This is a genomic window from Thalassococcus sp. (genome assembly GCF_982780845.1).
In genome coordinates, this window is the sequence record NZ_CEYADA010000001.1 from 69,381 (window position 1) to 86,906 (window position 17,526).

Here is a 17,526-nt window from a genome sequence, read left to right on the forward strand (position 1 = left end):
GTCAGGGGTGCTTATGCGCCGACAAGCGCCAGAATGACCACAGCCACCAGAATCGCAATACACGTTTTGATCGTGAAGCTGACGAAACCAGCAAATGTTTCTTCCTGAACAGTGATGTCCATTTCGCCGTGCTTGTGCTCTGCCATCGTTTCATTCCCTTCCAGAGTCGCGTTTCCCGTCTGCTACCGCATTTAAAACGGGCTGTCACGATGTCCATTAGGCGCATTCTGCCGCAAGGAGGCCGAAATGCGCAATTATCGGGCTTTAAACACCCAAGCGCCGTCATCCCGATCACTGCGAGTCGCCCGATCTTCGTGCCAGAGGTGAAGGCAGTGGGACATCGCCTCAACCAGCGCGAGACCGTATTCACCACTGCCGATGTTACGTTTGAACAGCGGCATAAAGCATTCGCCCGCCGCTTTGGGCGTGTCCAGATGGGCCTCAAGACGGTTCAGCGCGCTGTGATGGTTGTCGATCAACTGGCGCATGCGCATCGGCAGGCCGGTGAAAGGTAGCTTGTGACCGCCTAGAACCAGATGATCGGCCCGTGCGTGTGACGCCAGCCGTTCGCAGGCCTCGATCCAGTCGCTAACAGGGTCGGCTTCGGGTTCCGTCGCGTAGACACCGATGTTGGAACTGATCGACGGCAGCATCTGGTCGCCTGCCAGGATCAGGTTGTCATCGCGGCTCCAGAAGGTGGCGTGTTCGGGCGCATGGCCGTTGCCGATCCGCACGTCCCAGTCGCGCCCACCGATGCGAATGACATCGCCTTCTTGCACCCGCTTGAACCCCAAGGGCATCGGATGAACCACATCGGCAAAGTTAAAGGGTCGTTCTGCCGCGCGCTGGTCATAGACCTCTTGCGACATGCCGCAGCGGCGCCAGAATTCCAGCGTTTCCGGCGTTGGCGTGGACTGCGCGTCCAGCGTCAGCATACGCGCAAACAACCAGCTGGTGCGCGTCGCCCAAACCTTGGCGCCGCGCGTCTGGAACCAACCGGCCATACCCACGTGATCGGGGTGATGATGCGTCAGGATCACCCGCGAAACCGGCTTGCCCGCCAAGGGACCCGCCAACAGCTTTTCCCAAATCGCGATGGAGCGTTTGGAGTAGATACCTGCGTCAATCAGTGTCCAGCTATCGCCGTCATCCAACGCATAGATGTTGACGTGATCCAGCTTCATCGGCAGCGGTAGGCGAAGCCACAAGACCCCTTCTGCGATCTCCGTTGCCTCGCCCTCGGCGGGCGGTTCCGTCCAGGGGTAACGTATGCCCTCTGCCGCGCCGTCCATTACGCGGCCAGATCGTCGGGCGACAACGCGTAGAGGTCTTCGGCCCCACACCGCGCGTGCGCCAGAACACCTGTGTGCTCGGGCAACAGACGGTTGATGTAGAATCGCGCCAGACGCGCACGGGCGCTGTCGGGTTCCTGCATCGCCGCCTGAAGGTGATAGTAGCCACCCAGCACACGGGCAAACCCGCGCAAGAATGGAACAGAACCCGCAAAGCGTTCGTTCAGGTTGCCCTGCGCGACCATCCATTCGACCGTTTCACGCAGCGTTTCGCTGGCCTGCCAGACCGGTTCGGCCAGTTCGGGCATCTTGTCCCGCGCCTGTTCGGCAAAGCCTTCGATTTCGTCCAGCAGCGCAAAGATCGCGTCGCCGCCGTCCATCATTTTCCGTGCCACAAGGTCCATCGCCTGAATGCCGTTGGTGCCCTCGTAAATCGGGGTCACGCGCACATCGCGCAGGAACTGCGCCGCGCCGGTTTCCTCGACAAAACCCATACCGCCGTGAATTTGAACGCCCGTGTCGGCCACTTCACAGCCCACGTCAGTACCAAAGGCCTTAGCCACCGGTGTCAGCAGGGCCGCGCGCGCCGACCATTCCGGCTTGCCCGTGGCTGTCGCCATGTCGATGGCAACCGCACAGGCCAAAGCAATGGCGCGGGCCGCAAAGATATCTGCCTTCATCGATGCCAGCATACGGCGCACATCCGCGTGGTCGATAATCGCGCCTGTGCCGTTTTCAATCGGGCTGGCACCCTGTGTCCGGTCCATCGCATAGGCCAGCGCGTGCTGATAGGACGCCTCGGCGATACCGATGCCCTGTGCACCCACACCCAGACGGGCGTTGTTCATCATCGTGAACATCGCTTTCATGCCGCCGTTTTCCGACCCGACCAGCCAGCCAGTCGCCTCGTCGTACTGCATCACGGCGGTGGGCGAACCATGCAGGCCCATCTTGTGTTCAAGGCTTACACAGCGCAGCGAGTTCGCGACGCCCGGCTTGCCGTTCTCATCGGGAATGAACTTGGGCACCATGAACAGGCTGATGCCTTTGGTTCCGGGCGCACCGTCGGGCAGACGGGCCAGCACCAGATGACAGATGTTTTCCGCCACATCGTGATCACCCCACGTGATGTAAATCTTCTGGCCGCTGATCTTATAGGTGCCGTCACCGTTCGGTTCGGCCTTGGAACGTAGCGCACCAACGTCGGAACCGGCCTGCGGTTCGGTCAGGTTCATCGTGCCTGTCCATTCACCGGAAATCAGCTTGGGCAGATAGAGTTCCTTGATCTCGTCGCTTGCGTGATGCTCCAGCGCCTCGATCTGGCCTTGGGTCAGCAGCGGGCACAGTTGCAGCGCAAGGTTCGCACCCGACATCATGTCGTTTACCGCGGTTGCCACCGCTTGGGGCAGGCCCATGCCGCCGAATTCAGGGCTGGCTGAAACCGACACCCAGCCACCTTCGGCAATCGCCTTATACGCATCGCCAAAGCCAGGAGACGCGCGCACAACACCGTTTTCCAGAACCGCCGGCGTCAGGTCGCCCTGACGGTTCGTCGGCGCGACCACTTCGTCACACAGTTTACCGGCCTCTGCGATGATCGCCTCGACCACATCCGCTGTCGCATCTTCGAAACGTTCGGTGGCAGTGACGTCGTTCAGACCAACAATCTGATTAAAGAGAAAGGTAAAGTCGGAAACAGGGGCGCGATAGGGCATGAAGCCTCCATTGGAAATTCTTGGCAAGCACGTCCAGCAGGTCTATGCAGACGGCCATCGTTAGAGACAGGTTTACCCCCTCTAACTGCCTGTTCAACAAAAACGCGGCGTCATAGGTGCGCATCTTCCCATGAAACCAACTCAGACACGACGCATCACATCGGAGCATACCGCTGATGCGGTTTCGATCTGGCGCGACGGCGGGCTTGTCGCATTCCCGACCGAGACTGTCTACGGTTTGGGCGCAGATGCGACAAATGACCATGCAGTGGCCCGTATTTATGAGGCCAAGGGTCGCCCGAGTTTCAACCCACTGATCGTGCATTTCGCTGAACTGGATGATGTGAAGGCCCAAGTCATCTGGTCCAATCAGGCCGAGGTTCTGGCCAAAGCATTCTGGCCCGGCCCGCTGACCATGGTTCTGCCTTTGGCCGACGGGTCAAAGATGTCGAAACTCGTTTCAGCCGGTCTGCCCAGCTTGGCAGTGCGCATGCCTGCCCACCCAGTGGCCCGCGCGTTGCTGCGTGACTTCGGCGGTGGCATCGCTGCCCCTTCGGCCAACCGGTCGGGCCAGATCAGCCCGACGCGCAGCGACCATGTTCTGGCCACTTTGGATAGCCGGATCGAGGCAGTGGTCGAGGGCGGGGCCTGTGACGAAGGGCTGGAATCGACCATTATCGGTTTGACAGATACGCCGACAATCCTGCGCCCTGGCACCATCACGCGCACCCAGATCGAAGCGGTCTTGGGTCTGCCCGTCGCCATCCGCGAAGAAGCAGGTGCCATCAGTGCCCCCGGCCAACTGGCCTCGCACTATGCCCCCAACGCCCGCATGCGCCTGAACGCTACAGACTGGCATGACCGCGAAACGCGGCTGGGTTTCGGCGACGTGGATTGCGATCTGAACCTGTCGTCCACTGGCGATCTGACCGAAGCGGCTGCCAATCTGTTTGCCCACCTGCATGATCTGGACGCCAAGGGGGCATCGGTCATCGCTGTGTCGCCCATTCCAGACGAAGGTCTTGGCCGCGCCATCAACGACCGCCTTGGACGCGCTGCGGCACCACGCCCCGACGATCAGGTTTGAACGGTGAGGGCTTTGCCGGATATGCTTGGCCCGTCTGTGGCAGGTGGAGAGGGTCCCAAGTGACACAAAAGGCACGCGCAACATGGCTGTGACGTTGAAAGACGTGGCGCGCTACGCGGGCGTGTCGACCTCGGCTGTGTCCCGAACCTTTACCCCCGGCGCATCGGTATCCCCGAAAATGCGCGAAAAGGTCGAAAAGGCCGCCTTAGAGCTGGGCTACAGCCCGAACGCCCTGGCCTCATCCCTGACCACGGGCCGCACCAAGCTGATCGGTTTAGTGTCCAACAACTTCCGCAACCCGATCTTTCTGCAAATCTTCGACCTGTTCACACGCGGGCTTCAGGAACAGGGCCTGCGCCCCTTGCTGGTGAACCTGTCCGACGAAACGGACCCCGCGAATTCGGTCAGGATGCTGCGGCAGTATTCGGTGGATGGCGTTGTTGTCGCCTCGTCCACCCTGCCCCCTGAATTTGCCGAAGCCTTCCACGACGCGGGCATGCCCGTTGTCCACGCCTTCGGCCGCGCTGCGACAAACCCCAAGGTCGATATCGTCGGCATCGACAACGTCGCCTGCGGACGGATCGCGGCACAGACGTTGATCGATCGTGGCTACCGCAAGATCGGCTTTCTGGGCGGGCCGGATACAGCGACCTCGACCCAAGATCGTCTGAAAGGGTTTCAAGAGGTGTTGAGCGGTCGCGATGACATCGACCTGACCGTGTCCTTTGCCGCCGCCTATTCCTTTGACGCCGGTCGGGCCGAGATGCAGCGCCTGCTGACCGCCCCCCGCGCCGAAGCCTATTTCTGCGGTGATGATGTCCTGTCAATCGGCGCCATATCCGCCATCGCCGATCACGGCCTGCGCTGTCCCGACGACATCGGAATCATCGGCCTGAACGACATGGAAATCGCAGGCTGGAACAACATTGAGCTGACCACGATCCATCAACCCATCAGTGACATCGTCGATGCCGCCATCGCGGTCATGGACGAACTGCTGAACACCCCCACCAAAGCCCCCGCCGCGCGGATTTTTGAGTGCAAGGTGGTGGAGCGGGGGACTTTGAGAAAACTGTAAGCCAGATAGCATTTTTGAGCAGGTTGACCCATCGCGACACCAAAACAGTCAGCGATTATTAAACTCGGTGTCGCGTCGCCGAACAGGTTACAATGCCACCTGAGGGCTACGAACGACTCAAGGCAGTTTATCAACCAAAATCGCGTTCAGCGTCGATCCCGAACGGCGCAAGACAGCAAGCTTTTGGAACTCGTCCGAATTCCAGAACGCTTTTGCGTGGTCACGGTCGGGAAATTCAATGATGAAGGCCGCATCTGGAAGCAGGTCGTCCCCTTCCAAGCCTTCCGGATTCCCTCCACGTACTAAAAATTGGCCCTTATGATCAGCAACGACATGCGGGATTTTGTCGAAATATTCGCTCATCCAGTCTCTGCTGTGGATCTGCATCCGACCGATTACAAACGCTGCCATATGCCTGCCTTCCCTAGCCTTTAAACCAATCTGAGCACAAAGCTTAAAAGGCCGACGCGCTTTCGGCAAATCCACATTGAGGCACCTGCCCATCAGCGACATCGTCAATGTCGCCATCGCGGTCATGGGCGAACTGTTGAACAGCCCCAGCAAATCACCCGCCGCGCTGTGCAGCAATTAACGGTTCAGGATTTGACAGTGGTTTCTTTTTGCATAGGCACCAAAGGCTTCGGCTAGTTCTTTGGCTTTATCATCAGAGGTGACCGCGAACTCGAGAAAAGGAAGAGGAATAATTTCTCCTGTTAACAGCGTATCAGCAGATGGACCTCCCGTTGCAAACGTCGTGGTAGAGCGGAAGCTGATTGGTGAAGGAAGTTCCTCGACCGCTGTCGCGAATTCATAGAAATCGGGCGCATCTTCATGGGCAACAAGCTGTTGCTCTCCGCTGTCCGTGCTGACCACCTCAGCCATAACACGGTAAAAAAGGGAACCGTTTTCGGCTTCTAGAATTTTTCTGATACTTTCTGAATCAAGCGGAGACTGTTCCGCGCGTAAGCCCGATAGGTCATTTATTTTTGCGACCTGTTCCAGCGTCCGCTCTCTCAGGGGCAATCTGTTTACGCGCAGAATGATTGCTTGGGCGGTTGGACGAATTCCGAACTCTTTCAAATTGTAATTTCTTAAGTCGACCTTGGTGATGATACGCGTCAAAGAAATCGGGGCATCGTTCTCTCCCTCAACCTCACGCGATATAAACAGGTTGCAACCATCAAGCTGAACAAGTCCTTCCTGCTTCAACCCATCGATCAACTCGCTATTCACGCGATGATCCGCTGAAAATTGCCAAAGAAAGTATATCGCCGGCAGCACAAGGGCACTGAAAATGCCAATCAAAATATTTTTCAAATCATCTCTCCAAGTCTCGATATTTTTAGCCCTTAAACTTGGAAAAATGACAAGACATTTCTTCACGGGCACGGTTGCCCGCAAAGGCAACTGAAATGAACACGAGCGTCAAGGACGTGGGAATGGATCCATAGAGGGACCGCAAGGCCTTTTCATCGTGCGGACGCCCGATTTCAAGCACAGCCTAGCTACACATTTCCCTACCGGAACATCGGCGGCCTTGCGTCGACCCAGGCTCCGTTTTCTTTGGCAGACCGTACCGCTGCATGCACCGCCGCCATGGATCGCAGACCGGCCTCGGAGGTGGGCAGGGCATCGCGGGTTTCCCCTGCAATCGCATCCGCCAGATCGCAGTAGATGTTGGCCACGGCCAGAGGAAAGCCTTCTGGATGGGCAATCGCCACGCGTGACAGGCGTTGGGCGTCGGGGTGCAGGCCGCCTTCGCCTTTTTCGATGATCTGCGTGCGGCCACCGACAGGTGTGTAGATCAGCTGGTTGGGCTGTTCAGACGCCCAGCGCAGGCCGCCTGTTTCGCCGAATATCTGGATGTCGAACCCGTGCTGTCGCCCGATCGCCACCGAAGACGTCCAAAGCCGCCCGACCGTGCCGCCAGACATGCGGAAGTTGACCATAGCGTCGTCTTCCAATTCACGGCTGAGGATTGTCGAGGCAAAGTCGGCTGACAGGGTCTCTACCTCGTCCCCGACGATAAAGCTGGCCATATGCAACGCGTGGATACCGCAATCGGCGAACTGGCCCGACACACCCGCCATCGCCGGATCATAGCGCCAGCGTACACGCGGGTTATCTGCATCTGTGGCGTCGCCATGATGGCCGTGGCTGAAGTTTGTCACCACCAGACGGACCTTGCCGATCTCGCCGAACCGCACCATATCGCGTGCCTGCCGGACCATCGGGTAAGCGGAATAACAGTAGTTCACCGCACAGATTGCATCGCTTTTCGCAGCGATCTTCTGTATTTCCTCGCCTTCCTCGACGGTCATGGTCATCGGCTTTTCGCAGAGCACATTGAAGCCCGCCTCAAGGAAGGCCTTGGTAATCTCGAAATGGGTCGAGTTCGGTGTCGCGACGGTGACCAGATCGATCCGGTCGGACCGATCCTTTTCACCTGCCAGCATTTCCTGCCAGTCCCCATAGGCGCGATCCGCCGCCAGCCCGAGGCGTTGGGCATATTCACGGCCCACATCGGGTCGGTGATCCAAGGCACCGGCGGTAAAGTCGAACCGCCCGTCCGCCAAAGCACCCAACCGGTGTGCCGGTCCGATCTGGCTGCCTTCGCCGCCACCAATCATGCCCCATTTCAGTTTAGCCATTCCAACGCCTCCTTAGGAAAAGCCGATAGATTTCAGATAATCGCGGTTCTTGCGCGCATCGCCCACTGGGTCGGGATCAAGCAGCGGATCGCAGTCTTGTTCGACCGTGCACCAGCCATCGTAGCCCGACGATTCCAGCAGTTCGCGCACCGCCGGAAAGTCCACTTCGCCCTGCCCGAGATTGCAGAACACCCCCTGCCCGCAGGCATCGTAGAACCCGATCCGGTTTTCGATCACATGCGCCTTCACCTTGGGATCGGTGTCTTTGAAATGGACATAGGAAATGCGATCCATATGCCGCTTCATGAACACCACCGGATCAAAGCCCGCATAGCTGTGATGGCCCGTGTCAAAACAGATTTTCAGCAAGCTTTCGTCGACTTCGTCCAGCAGACGCTCCAGCTCTGGTTCAAAGTCCATGAACCCCGCGGCATGGGCGTGGATGCTGACGGTCAGGCCATACTCTTGGGTGCCGATGCGCGCGGCCTCGGCCAAACGGTTGCGCAACCCGTCCCATTCGGTGGGGCTCAGCTGTTCCGCCTCATCCACCCGTCCGGCGGTGGGCGCGCGGCGTTCGGAAATCGAGTCGATCAGCACCAGATGGTTGGCTCCGTGGGCGGCAAGGGAACGGGCCGTGCGATGGGTGGCATCCAGAACGTCGCTCCATGCCAGCGGATCGTGAAACGGGCGGAAAACAACGCCGCCGATCAGTTCCAGATCATGTTGGGCTAGGGCATCGCCCAGCAACACCGGATCTTCGGGCATAAAGCCCACTGGCCCGAGTTCGATCCCCTTGTATCCGGCCTCGGCACATTGCTGCAGAACCGTTTCCCACGTGGGGTTACGTGGGTCATCGGCAAACTCGACACCCCAAGAACAGGGGGCATTTCCGATCCTGATCGCCATTGCGCCACCTCCCCTTAGAAGTCGCTGATATCCTGCCACGCACGGCTTTCATGCGATGCAAACGCTGCCGAAATAATCCGGTTCACCTCATGCCCGTCTTTGAATGTCGGCCACATCGACTGGCCATCGGCGATGGCCGTCAGGAAATCCTTGGCTTCGATGATGATCTGATCCTGATAGCCCGTTCCATGGCCCGCGCCCTGACAGAACGGCAGGTAATCAGGATGCGCCGGACCCGTCAGGATTTTGGTAAAGCCGCGCTGTGCTTCTGGACCTTCGGCCTTATAAAGCCACAGGGCATTCTGATCTTCCTGATCAAACCGGATCGCGCCTTTGGTGCCAGTGATTTCGTAAGCGTAACCCATCTTCCGCCCCGTCGCGACGCGTGAGATGTACAAATGCCCCATCGCTCCGTTTTCAAAGCGGCACATCATCTGTGCCTGATCATCGTTCGTAACCGCGCCGCCCGTACGTTGTGGGTGAACAGTCTCGGTCTCGGCCATGACCGTTTTGATCGGTCCCATCAGGGCCAATGCCGCATTGATCATATGGGGGGCCAAATCGCCCATGGTTCCATTCGCGCGGCCCGTTGCACGCCATGTGGCGGGTATTTCGGGGTTGGCATAAAAATCTTCGGTGTGTTCCCCACGGAACCACGTGATGTCTCCAATCGCACCTTCGGCCAACAGTTGACGGGCGTACTGGCTGGCGGGTGTGCGGATATAGTTGAAGCCCACCATGTTGACGATGCCGGACGCCTCGGCCGCGGCGACCATGGCGGCGCTGTCTTCTAATGACGCGCCCATCGGCTTTTCGCAGAACACAGGCTTGCCCAGCGCAAAGGCCGCCTCGGCGACGATACGGTGTGTGCTTTGGGGGGAAGCGATGACAACCGCGTCAACCTTGGGGTCGTTGACCAGTTCCTTCCAGTCGCTTGTTGCGCGGGAAAATCCATAGGCCGCCCGATACCGTTCCGCGCTTTCATCCGAGGTGGCGCAGATCATTTCCAGACGCGGGCGCAGCTTGGTATTGAACACGGCACCCACCGCTGCCATCGCGACAGAATGCGCCTTCCCCATATAGCCGCCGCCAAGAATGCCTATTCCGATTTCGGTCATTCTGCGCCCTCCCCTGCTCAGATTTCATTTGCAACCGGTTGCAAAATTCATATCCTGAGGTCTACCGTCACGCAAGACGCATTTACAGATCGTAAGAGGCCAAGATGGACAGGCTTTTCGAAAAGATCAGAGGCAACCGCTTTGTGGTATTTGGCCGCGCGGGCATGGACCTGTTTGCACAAGACGTCGGCGTCAAAAGCGAAGACGCCGAGGTGTTTCAGGCCGATCTGGGTGGGTCGTCCGCCAACACTTGCGTTGGCCTTTCCAAACTGGGCAGCAGCGCCGCGCTGGTCACCTCCGTTTCGAATGACGCTGTGGGACGGTTCTGTATCAACCGGTTGAAACACTACGGGGTCAGTACAGACTATATCCGGTCGATTGACGGGGAATTCCGCACGTCGCTGGCGGTCTACGAAAGCCGGACCGAGGATTTCCAGAATGTCCTCTACCGCAACGCGGCCGCCGATTTTCAGGTGACCGAGTCGGATGTCGATCAGGTCGATTACACCCGTTTTGACGTGGCGCTGGGTGCCGGAACCGTGTTCGCGTCTGAACCCTCGCGCAGCGCGACGTTCAAGGCCTTTGCCAACGCCAAAGCCGCAGGTCTGCCCATTGTCTTTGACATCGACTACCGCCCCTATTCATGGCTCTCGCCCGAGGTTGCCTCCGATGTTCTGACCCGCGCGGCAGAGGCCAGCGATGTGATTGTCGGCAATGATGAAGAGTTCGACTTTATGGCCGGCGGCGCGGGCAAAGGGCTGGCGATGGCCGAACACCTGGCCACGGCAGGCAAGCTGGCGATCTACAAAATGGGCCCCGACGGCGCGATCACCTTCTGGTCCGGCCAGCGGATCAGAACCGGCGTCTATCCGACGAAAGCGATCAAACCGGTCGGTGCGGGCGACAGCTTTCTGTCCGGCCTATTGGCGTCGCTCGCGGCAGGACACGATCTGGAATCCGCCATCCTGCGCGGATCAGCCTGCGCCGCGATCACCGTCAGCCGACCGGGCTGCGCGCCAGCCATGCCCACCACCGAAGACCTAGACGCGTTCCTGCGCGATCACCCCGTTCCGACGCAACCCTGAGGAAGACGACCATGCATATCGCCCCCTACGACAATGCAAACAAACCCATCGTGGATGTCGAAGACGACCTTGTTCCGCTGACCTATTTCAACATCGTCAAACTGACCAAGGGCGAGGTGTTCGAATATCAGGTTCAAGGCTATGAAACCTGCGTCGTGCCCGCGACTGGAACCGTGGATGTCGATGTGGACGGCGCGGTTTACACGCAGCTTGGCAATCGCGGCGAAGATGTTTGGGACGGCGAGCCGGAAGGTGTCTACGTGCCCGTCGGCGCCAAGGTACGTCTGACCTGTGTTTCGGACAAAACCGAAACCTTCATTGCCGGCGCGAAATACGACAAGGTTCTGGAACCATTCGATGTGCGGGCGGCTGATCTGGACGTGGTGCAATACGGATCGGACGACACCAAAACGCACCGCAAGATCAAACATATCCTAGGCGCCCATCACCACGACAAAGTGGGTCGTTTACTGGTCAGCGAACTGTTTACCGTGGGTGCAGGTGGATGGTCGGGTTTTCCCAGCCACAAACACGACACCGACAGACTGCCCGACGAAACACGCCACGATGAAACCTATAACTTCCGGTTCAAGCCGAACTACGGATCGGGCCTTCAGATGTTGCAGCGGATGGATAATAAACCGGGCGATGCCTATCACATCATGGACGGGTCCACCGTGCTGATCGACAAGGGCTATCACCCCTGCTGCGTGCTGCCAGGGTACGAGATGTATTATTTCACCATCCTTGGCGGGCTTAGCCAGCGGTCGTTGAAACAGTATTTCCAGCCGACCCATGCCGAACAGCTGCACACGATCCCCGGCATTATGGATATGGTGGCCAAGTTTAAATGACCGTCGCCACCCTGTCCGAGGTTCTGCAACCAGCCCTGCGCGATGGCTATGCCGTGGCGGGGTTGGTCGTGCTGGGATGGGAAGATGCCCGCGCCTTCGTAACCGCCGCCGAGGCCGAGCGCCTGCCCGTGATCCTACAGGCCGGTCCAGCATGCCGCGCCCACACGCCCCTGCCCATCATAGCCTCCATGTTTCGGCATCTGGCAGAACAGGCCAGCGTGCCGGTCGTCTTGCATCTGGATCACGGCTACAGCCGCGAGGAATGCCAGATGGCGTTGGATCTGGGGTTCACATCGGTCATGTACGATGGATCGCGCAGACCGCTTGAGGACAATATCGCTAAGACCGCAGCGATTGCCGAAATGGCCCACGCGGCGGGGGCCTCTTGCGAAGGAGAGATCGGGTTCGTCGGCTATCACGACGGTGCCGCGTCAAAGGGCACTGACCCCGCCGAGGCCGCGATTTTCGCCGAACAAACGGGCGTGGATGCCATGGCGATTTCGATCGGAAACGTACATCTGCAATCCAGCGCCAGCAGCACGCTGGACGAAGCCCGTCTGCGCGACATTCAGGCGCTGACCGGCGTTCCTTTGGTCATCCACGGCGGATCGGGTGTGCCGATGGATCAACGCCGCGCCTTGGCCGGAAACTCGAACGTCTGCAAATTCAACATCGGCACCGAACTGCGCCAAACGTTCGGAAAAGCGTTGCGATCAGCACTAGACAGCGACCCGAATGCTTTTGACCGTATCGAGATTTTGAAACAAACCCACGACCCGCTGGTCACGGCAACCCGCCGCATCCTGCGCAATCTGAAGCCGGATTAGGCGCTGCCCCCTTCGGCAGACAGCATATGCGGCGACACGCCCAGCGTGGACAGCGCCGCGCTCCATTTCAGCACATTGGGTGTGCCGAAAACCAACAGCGGGTCGGCATCACACACAAGCCAGCCGTTCTGGGCCAACTCGCCCTCAAGCTGGTTCGGGCCCCACCCCGCATAGCCCAGACACATCAGCTTTTCCTGCGGACCTTTGCCTTTGGCGATGTCTTCCAGAATGTCCAACGTCGCTGTCATATGGAAATCTTGGTTCACCTCAAGCGTCGTCACAACCGACGTGTAATCAGGCGAATGCAGCACAAATCCGCGCCCCGTTTCGACCGGACCGCCGAATTGCACCGGCATATCCACCATGTCTGGCGTCACTTCGATATCCAACTGATCCATCAGCTTTTTCAGGCGGATATCCTTGCTGGGTTTATTGATGATCAACCCCATGGCCCCGTCTTCCGAATGGGCGCACATGTAGATGACGCTTTGTAGAAATCGGGGATCGCCCATGCCCGGCATGGCGATCAGCAGCTTTCCTGTCAGGCTTGTGTCTTGCAACCGATCAGCCATTCTCCGCTCCGATAATCTGCAACCAGCATGGCCGACCGCACCCCAAGGCGCAAGGCCCGTTGCCCGATTGTACGACGTGTCACAGTTATCACGGCTTCGTGCCTTCGCTTAGTCGTGACTTTTCATTTCAGACCGAATGCCCACATCTTACCGGACATGAAAAACAAGATTCTGACATCGGCTTTGGCCCTTATGACCTTGGGCTCAGCTGCTACGGCTGCGGACCTGAGCAATATCATTCAGGCCGAACTGCGCCCCGGTTGGCGTAAGGCCGACGGAACCCATATGACCGCGCTGCAGCTGACACTGGCACCGGGGTGGAAAACGTATTGGCGCGCGCCCGGGGATGCGGGCATTCCGCCCAGCTTTGACTGGTCGGGGTCGTCCAATATGGAATCCGTTGGCATCACTTGGCCCACGCCCAAGGTGATGTACCAAGCTGGAATGCGGTCGGTCGGCTATTCCGATCAGGTGGTTTTCCCGATCCAGATCACGCCCTCAGAAGACGGCGATATTAATCTAAATGCTCGCGTTGATCTGGGTCTGTGCAAGGACATCTGTCTACCGCACAGCGTTACCATCCGCGCCACGCTAACGGCGGATACGACCAAACCCGATCCGGTCATCGCAGCCGCGCTTTCAGACCGCCCGTTTTCGGAAAAAGAGGCAGGCGTTGGCAAAGTCACCTGTGACATTAAGCCGAGCAGCGATGGCGTGACTCTGACCGCGCGCATTCCCATGGCGGACAGTGGCGGCAAAGAAGAAACCGTGATTGAAACGTCGAACCCGATGATCTGGGTGTCCGAACCGGACGTCACACGTCAGGGCAAAGAGCTGATCACCGCAGCGGACCTGTCCCATGTTGAGGGCAAGCCCTTTGCGTTGGATCGCTCTGGCATCCGCATAACCGTTCTGGGCAAATCCTACGCAGTCGATATCAAAGGCTGCGACGGCTGATCAGGCGCGTTTGCGCCTGACCGCAATCAAGCTTCCTGCCACGATATAAGCCACCAACGCCAAGACCGCCGCGCCTACAACAAACAGCGCAAAGGCCATTTGCAGCGACGTGACCTGTGGAAACATTTGCGCCAACGGGCCAGCCATTGCGCCGTTCACGGCGAACGCACCCAGTGTCGCCGCCAACCACGCCAGCAAAACCGCCACACCCGCCAGATATGCCGCACGCACCCGCGCCACGCGGAAACGCAGGCCATGCATCAACGCGGTTTTCGCCCGGCCAAAGTCCTCACCAATCGCGATCAGCGCCGGCACGACCAGAAGCACCAGCACCATGCCAAAGCCCAGACCATAGCAAAGCGTGACAACAGTCGGCTTCAGGAACTGCGCCTGCGACGAGGTTTCATAAAGCAGCGGCGCAAGGCCCAGAACCGTTGTCAGCGTGGTCAGAAGAACAGGGCGCAAACGGTCGGCTGTGCCGTCGATAATGGCTGGAATGATCCCACGGTTTTCGGCGTATTCGTCGATGGTCGTCACCAGAACGATGGAGTCGTTGATGATGATCCCTGTCATCCCCAGAAAGCCGACGACCGTGAACATACTGGTCGGAATGTCCCAGATCGCGTGACCATAGATCGTGCCCACCAGACCAAACGGGATGATCGCCATCACCACGAAAGGCCGCGACCAACTGGCAAAAACCCACGACAGGACAAGGTAAATCCCCAGCAACACCAGCGTCAGGCCTGTCATCGCATCCGACAGGAATTCGCCTTCCTGCTCCGACAGGCCGGACAGGCGGAAATCGACCTGACGGGTGCTGGCGATGGCGGGCAGGATCTCTTCCTCCAGCGCCTTCATGATCTCGTTGGCGCGTTCGGCGTTATCCTCGGAAATGTCGCCGGTGACGGAAATCAGACGGATGCCGTTTTCGCGCCGGACGGTCGAAAATCCGGTCCTGCGTTCGACGTCCACAATGTCACCGAGGATCACATAGTTGCCGTCGGGCGTGCGCAGTTGCGTGCGTTCCAAGAAATCCGCCGTCAGTTCGCTTTCCGGCAGTTCCACACGGATCGAGGCCGACCGCGATCCATCTGGATACGTTGCAGCCTCAAGCCCGCCCAGACGCGCGCGCAGAGTTGTGCCCAAACTGTCGATATCAAAGCCCAGCGCCTGACCCTGTGGTGTCAGATCAAGGATCAGTTCTTCTTTGTCATAGCTCAGATTGTCTTCGACCGCCGATACCTCGGGGAAGCGCAGCAGCGCTTCTTTCAGGTCTTCCGAGGCCGCCTTTAGAACCGCCGCGTCCGCACCGTAGAATTGCACATCCAGCGCGTCACCGCCGGGGCCCGACCGCCAGCCACGGAAGCTGACCGTTTCAGCCAAGGGGTGGTTCACGACCTTGTCCTGCAGTTCGCCCACAAAGGCGAAACTGGAATAGGGGCGTTCGTCCGCGTCGATCAATTCGATGGAAATCGAACCAAGCTGTTCGGGGTCTTTGCTTTCGGTGCCAGACAAGCCGCGACCGGCGTTTCCACCGATTTCCGCCAGCACATAGGCCACCGGATTTTTGCCATAGCGTTCTTCGTATTCCGCGCCCAGCGCCTCGACCGCGCGCTGCATTTCGCGCATCATTTCGATGCTGTCGTCGCGCGTCGCCCCTGGTGCCATGGCAAAGTTGCCTGTGACCGACGAATTCTCGGGCGCGTTAAAGAACCGCCAGTTCACATCGCCCCGGATCAGTTGCGACGCCTGCGATGCCAGCAGAACAATCGACGCCGCCAGAACAACGTAGCGGCCCGCCACAACGCCAGCCATCACACGGCGGAAAATATTATCGCGGAACCAGCGGAAGCCGCGGTTCACAACACGCGACGGCAGGTCGTACCAGTGTTCCTTGCCGGTGTGCTTCAGGGCGTGGGACATGTGGTTGGGCAGGATCAGAAAACATTCCACCAGCGATGCCAGGAGCACCACGATCACCGTAAAGGGAATGTCCTTGATAAGATCACCGAACCGCCCACCAATCGCGACCAGTCCGAAGAACGCGATCACGGTCGTCAGCGTGGCGCAGAACACAGGCAGCGCCATACGTCTTGCGGCGGTTTCCGCCGCCTCGACAGGCGTCAACCCGCGCCGCGCCAGATGATCAGCGTGTTCACCCACAACGATGGCGTCATCCACCACGATCCCCAACGTGATGATCAGCGCGAAAAGCGAGATCATGTTGATCGTGATCCCGAACCCGTACATCAGCGCCACAGCGGCCAGCATCGCCGTCGGAATGCCCGCGGCTACCCAGAACGCGATGCGCGCGTTCAGGAACAGGAACAACAGCAAAACAACCAGCGCCAGACCGGTCAGACCGTTGTCCAACAGGATGTTCAGACGCCCCGTGATTTGTTCGGCGCGCGTGCGGATCAGATCAATTTCGGTGCCAGCAGGCAATTCCGCCTCAAGCTTCGCCGCGACCTCCTCGACCGTGCGCTGGATGCCGATGGCGTCGCCACGGGCGTTACGATCAACCCTGACGGAGATCGCGGGGTTTTCGCCCACGAAATAGCTGCGTTCGCGCGTTACGCCTTCGACAAAAACTGTGCCCACGTCGCCGATGGTCAGCTTGGTGCCATCTTGGTTCGAACGTAGAACGATCCCCTCAATCTCTTCAGCACTGCGCTTTTCGGTGCCGGTGCGGATACGGGCGTTGGCCCCTTGCACTTCACCTGCGGGATCAGCGTCGACTTCGGCCGCAATGGCCGTCGCGATTTCGCGCATGGTGACGTCATAGGCGATCAGGTTGGCCGAGGGCACTTCGATGATCGTGCGTGGTGCCGCAACCCCGCGAATGGTTGTCGAGGTCACGCCCTCGACAAACAGACGCGCGACGAATTCATCGGCGAACCGCGCCAGCTGATCGGCACCGACAGGGCCGGTGATCACCACGTCCGTCACACGGTCAAACCACGTCGAACGCCCGATTTCCGGCTCATCCGCATCGTCGGGTAGTTCCGTCACCGCATCCACGGCCTGACGCACGTCATTGGCGGCGCGGGCCATGTCCCAGTTCGGTTCGAATTCCAGCTCAATGCTGGCCACACCTTCTCGGGATCGCGAGACCGAGCCTTCGACGCCCTCAACAGCCAGCAGCACAGGTTCAAGCACCTGAATGATGCCGGTATCAATATCCTCGGCCCCTGCGCCGTCCCAGCGGACGCTAACGTCGATTTCGTCGATAATCACATCGGGGAAAAACTGCGCGCGCATGTTCGGCATGGCCAGCAGACCAGCCGACAACATCATGACCAACAGCAAGTTCGCCAACGTTCTGTGGCGGGTAAAGTAGCTGAACAATCCGCCCGTTCTGGCCGAGATCTGACGCGCCAT

16 protein-coding genes are annotated in these 17,526 nt (G+C 59.1%); 6 read left to right on the forward strand and 10 right to left on the reverse strand.

Features of this window, described 5'->3' with window-relative positions:
• Positions 1 to 11: 11 nt before the first annotated feature.
• From AC4FIA_RS00350 to AC4FIA_RS00360, 3 genes are all read right to left on the reverse strand, one after another.
• A complete protein-coding gene (locus AC4FIA_RS00350) occupies positions 12 to 146 on the reverse strand; it encodes an aa3-type cytochrome c oxidase subunit IV (RefSeq protein WP_103910422.1) in 135 nt (44 codons plus the stop codon).
• Between the two features lie 108 nt (positions 147 to 254).
• Complete coding sequence (locus tag AC4FIA_RS00355) at positions 255 to 1,292, reverse strand: MBL fold metallo-hydrolase (protein ID WP_490364263.1); 1,038 nt, start codon at positions 1,290 to 1,292, stop codon at positions 255 to 257.
• A complete protein-coding gene (locus AC4FIA_RS00360) occupies positions 1,292 to 3,007 on the reverse strand; it encodes an acyl-CoA dehydrogenase (protein WP_490364264.1) in 1,716 nt (571 codons plus the stop codon). The genes AC4FIA_RS00355 and AC4FIA_RS00360 overlap by 1 nt, the downstream gene beginning before the upstream one ends.
• Before the next feature lie 130 nt (positions 3,008 to 3,137).
• Here AC4FIA_RS00360 and AC4FIA_RS00365 point away from each other — a divergent pair, with 130 nt between their 5' ends.
• The gene (locus AC4FIA_RS00365; protein WP_490364265.1) at positions 3,138 to 4,094 is read left to right on the forward strand and encodes an L-threonylcarbamoyladenylate synthase; all 957 of its coding nucleotides are present in this window, start codon (positions 3,138 to 3,140) and stop codon (positions 4,092 to 4,094) included.
• Between the two features lie 82 nt (positions 4,095 to 4,176).
• On the forward strand, positions 4,177 to 5,172 hold the full coding sequence (locus AC4FIA_RS00370) for a LacI family DNA-binding transcriptional regulator (RefSeq protein WP_490364266.1): 996 nt from the start codon (positions 4,177 to 4,179) through the stop codon (positions 5,170 to 5,172).
• A 117-nt stretch (positions 5,173 to 5,289) separates the two neighbouring features.
• On the opposite strand, the gene AC4FIA_RS00375 is transcribed toward AC4FIA_RS00370, so the two are convergent.
• The 5 genes from AC4FIA_RS00375 to AC4FIA_RS00395 form a co-directional block, all read right to left on the reverse strand.
• Entirely contained in the window at positions 5,290 to 5,760 is a 471-nt protein-coding gene (locus AC4FIA_RS00375; RefSeq protein WP_490364267.1) for a DUF1330 domain-containing protein, read from the reverse strand.
• Positions 5,761 to 6,489: a hypothetical protein gene (locus AC4FIA_RS00380; RefSeq protein WP_490364268.1), complete on the reverse strand. Its 729-nt coding sequence runs from the start codon at positions 6,487 to 6,489 to the stop codon at positions 5,761 to 5,763. It lies immediately after the preceding gene.
• A gap of 200 nt (positions 6,490 to 6,689) precedes the next feature.
• Positions 6,690 to 7,823: a Gfo/Idh/MocA family protein gene (locus tag AC4FIA_RS00385; protein ID WP_490364269.1), complete on the reverse strand. Its 1,134-nt coding sequence runs from the start codon at positions 7,821 to 7,823 to the stop codon at positions 6,690 to 6,692.
• A gap of 12 nt (positions 7,824 to 7,835) precedes the next feature.
• On the reverse strand, positions 7,836 to 8,729 hold the full coding sequence (locus tag AC4FIA_RS00390) for a sugar phosphate isomerase/epimerase family protein (protein WP_490364270.1): 894 nt from the start codon (positions 8,727 to 8,729) through the stop codon (positions 7,836 to 7,838).
• Positions 8,730 to 8,743: 14 nt separating this feature from the next.
• Positions 8,744 to 9,847 (reverse strand): Gfo/Idh/MocA family protein, encoded by a 1,104-nt coding sequence (locus AC4FIA_RS00395; RefSeq protein WP_490364271.1) that lies wholly within the window; start codon positions 9,845 to 9,847, stop codon positions 8,744 to 8,746.
• Between the two features lie 104 nt (positions 9,848 to 9,951).
• Between AC4FIA_RS00395 and iolC the strand changes: the two genes are divergently transcribed.
• Genes iolC through AC4FIA_RS00410 form a run of 3 tightly spaced genes read left to right on the forward strand, consistent with a single transcriptional unit; the run spans position 9,952 to position 12,613 of the window.
• Positions 9,952 to 10,932 carry a 5-dehydro-2-deoxygluconokinase gene (gene iolC, locus AC4FIA_RS00400; RefSeq protein WP_490364272.1) on the forward strand — a complete coding sequence of 327 codons (981 nt, stop codon included), beginning with the start codon at positions 9,952 to 9,954 and terminating at the stop codon, positions 10,930 to 10,932.
• Positions 10,933 to 10,943: 11 nt separating this feature from the next.
• Positions 10,944 to 11,786 (forward strand): 5-deoxy-glucuronate isomerase, encoded by an 843-nt coding sequence (locus AC4FIA_RS00405; RefSeq protein WP_490364273.1) that lies wholly within the window; start codon positions 10,944 to 10,946, stop codon positions 11,784 to 11,786.
• Positions 11,783 to 12,613, forward strand: a complete 831-nt coding sequence (locus tag AC4FIA_RS00410) for a class II fructose-bisphosphate aldolase (RefSeq protein WP_490364274.1) — start codon at positions 11,783 to 11,785, stop codon at positions 12,611 to 12,613. Before AC4FIA_RS00405 ends, AC4FIA_RS00410 begins: the two co-directional genes overlap by 4 nt.
• Here AC4FIA_RS00410 and AC4FIA_RS00415 read toward each other — a convergent pair.
• Positions 12,610 to 13,185 carry a YqgE/AlgH family protein gene (locus tag AC4FIA_RS00415; protein WP_490364275.1) on the reverse strand — a complete coding sequence of 192 codons (576 nt, stop codon included), beginning with the start codon at positions 13,183 to 13,185 and terminating at the stop codon, positions 12,610 to 12,612. The genes AC4FIA_RS00410 and AC4FIA_RS00415 overlap by 4 nt on opposite strands.
• 156 nt (positions 13,186 to 13,341) lie before the next feature.
• Here AC4FIA_RS00415 and AC4FIA_RS00420 point away from each other — a divergent pair, with 156 nt between their 5' ends.
• Positions 13,342 to 14,142: a protein-disulfide reductase DsbD domain-containing protein gene (locus AC4FIA_RS00420; RefSeq protein ID WP_490364276.1), complete on the forward strand. Its 801-nt coding sequence runs from the start codon at positions 13,342 to 13,344 to the stop codon at positions 14,140 to 14,142.
• Here the strand turns inward: AC4FIA_RS00420 and AC4FIA_RS00425 are convergent, their stop codons facing one another.
• Complete coding sequence (locus AC4FIA_RS00425; protein WP_490364277.1) at positions 14,143 to 17,526, reverse strand: efflux RND transporter permease subunit; 3,384 nt, start codon at positions 17,524 to 17,526, stop codon at positions 14,143 to 14,145.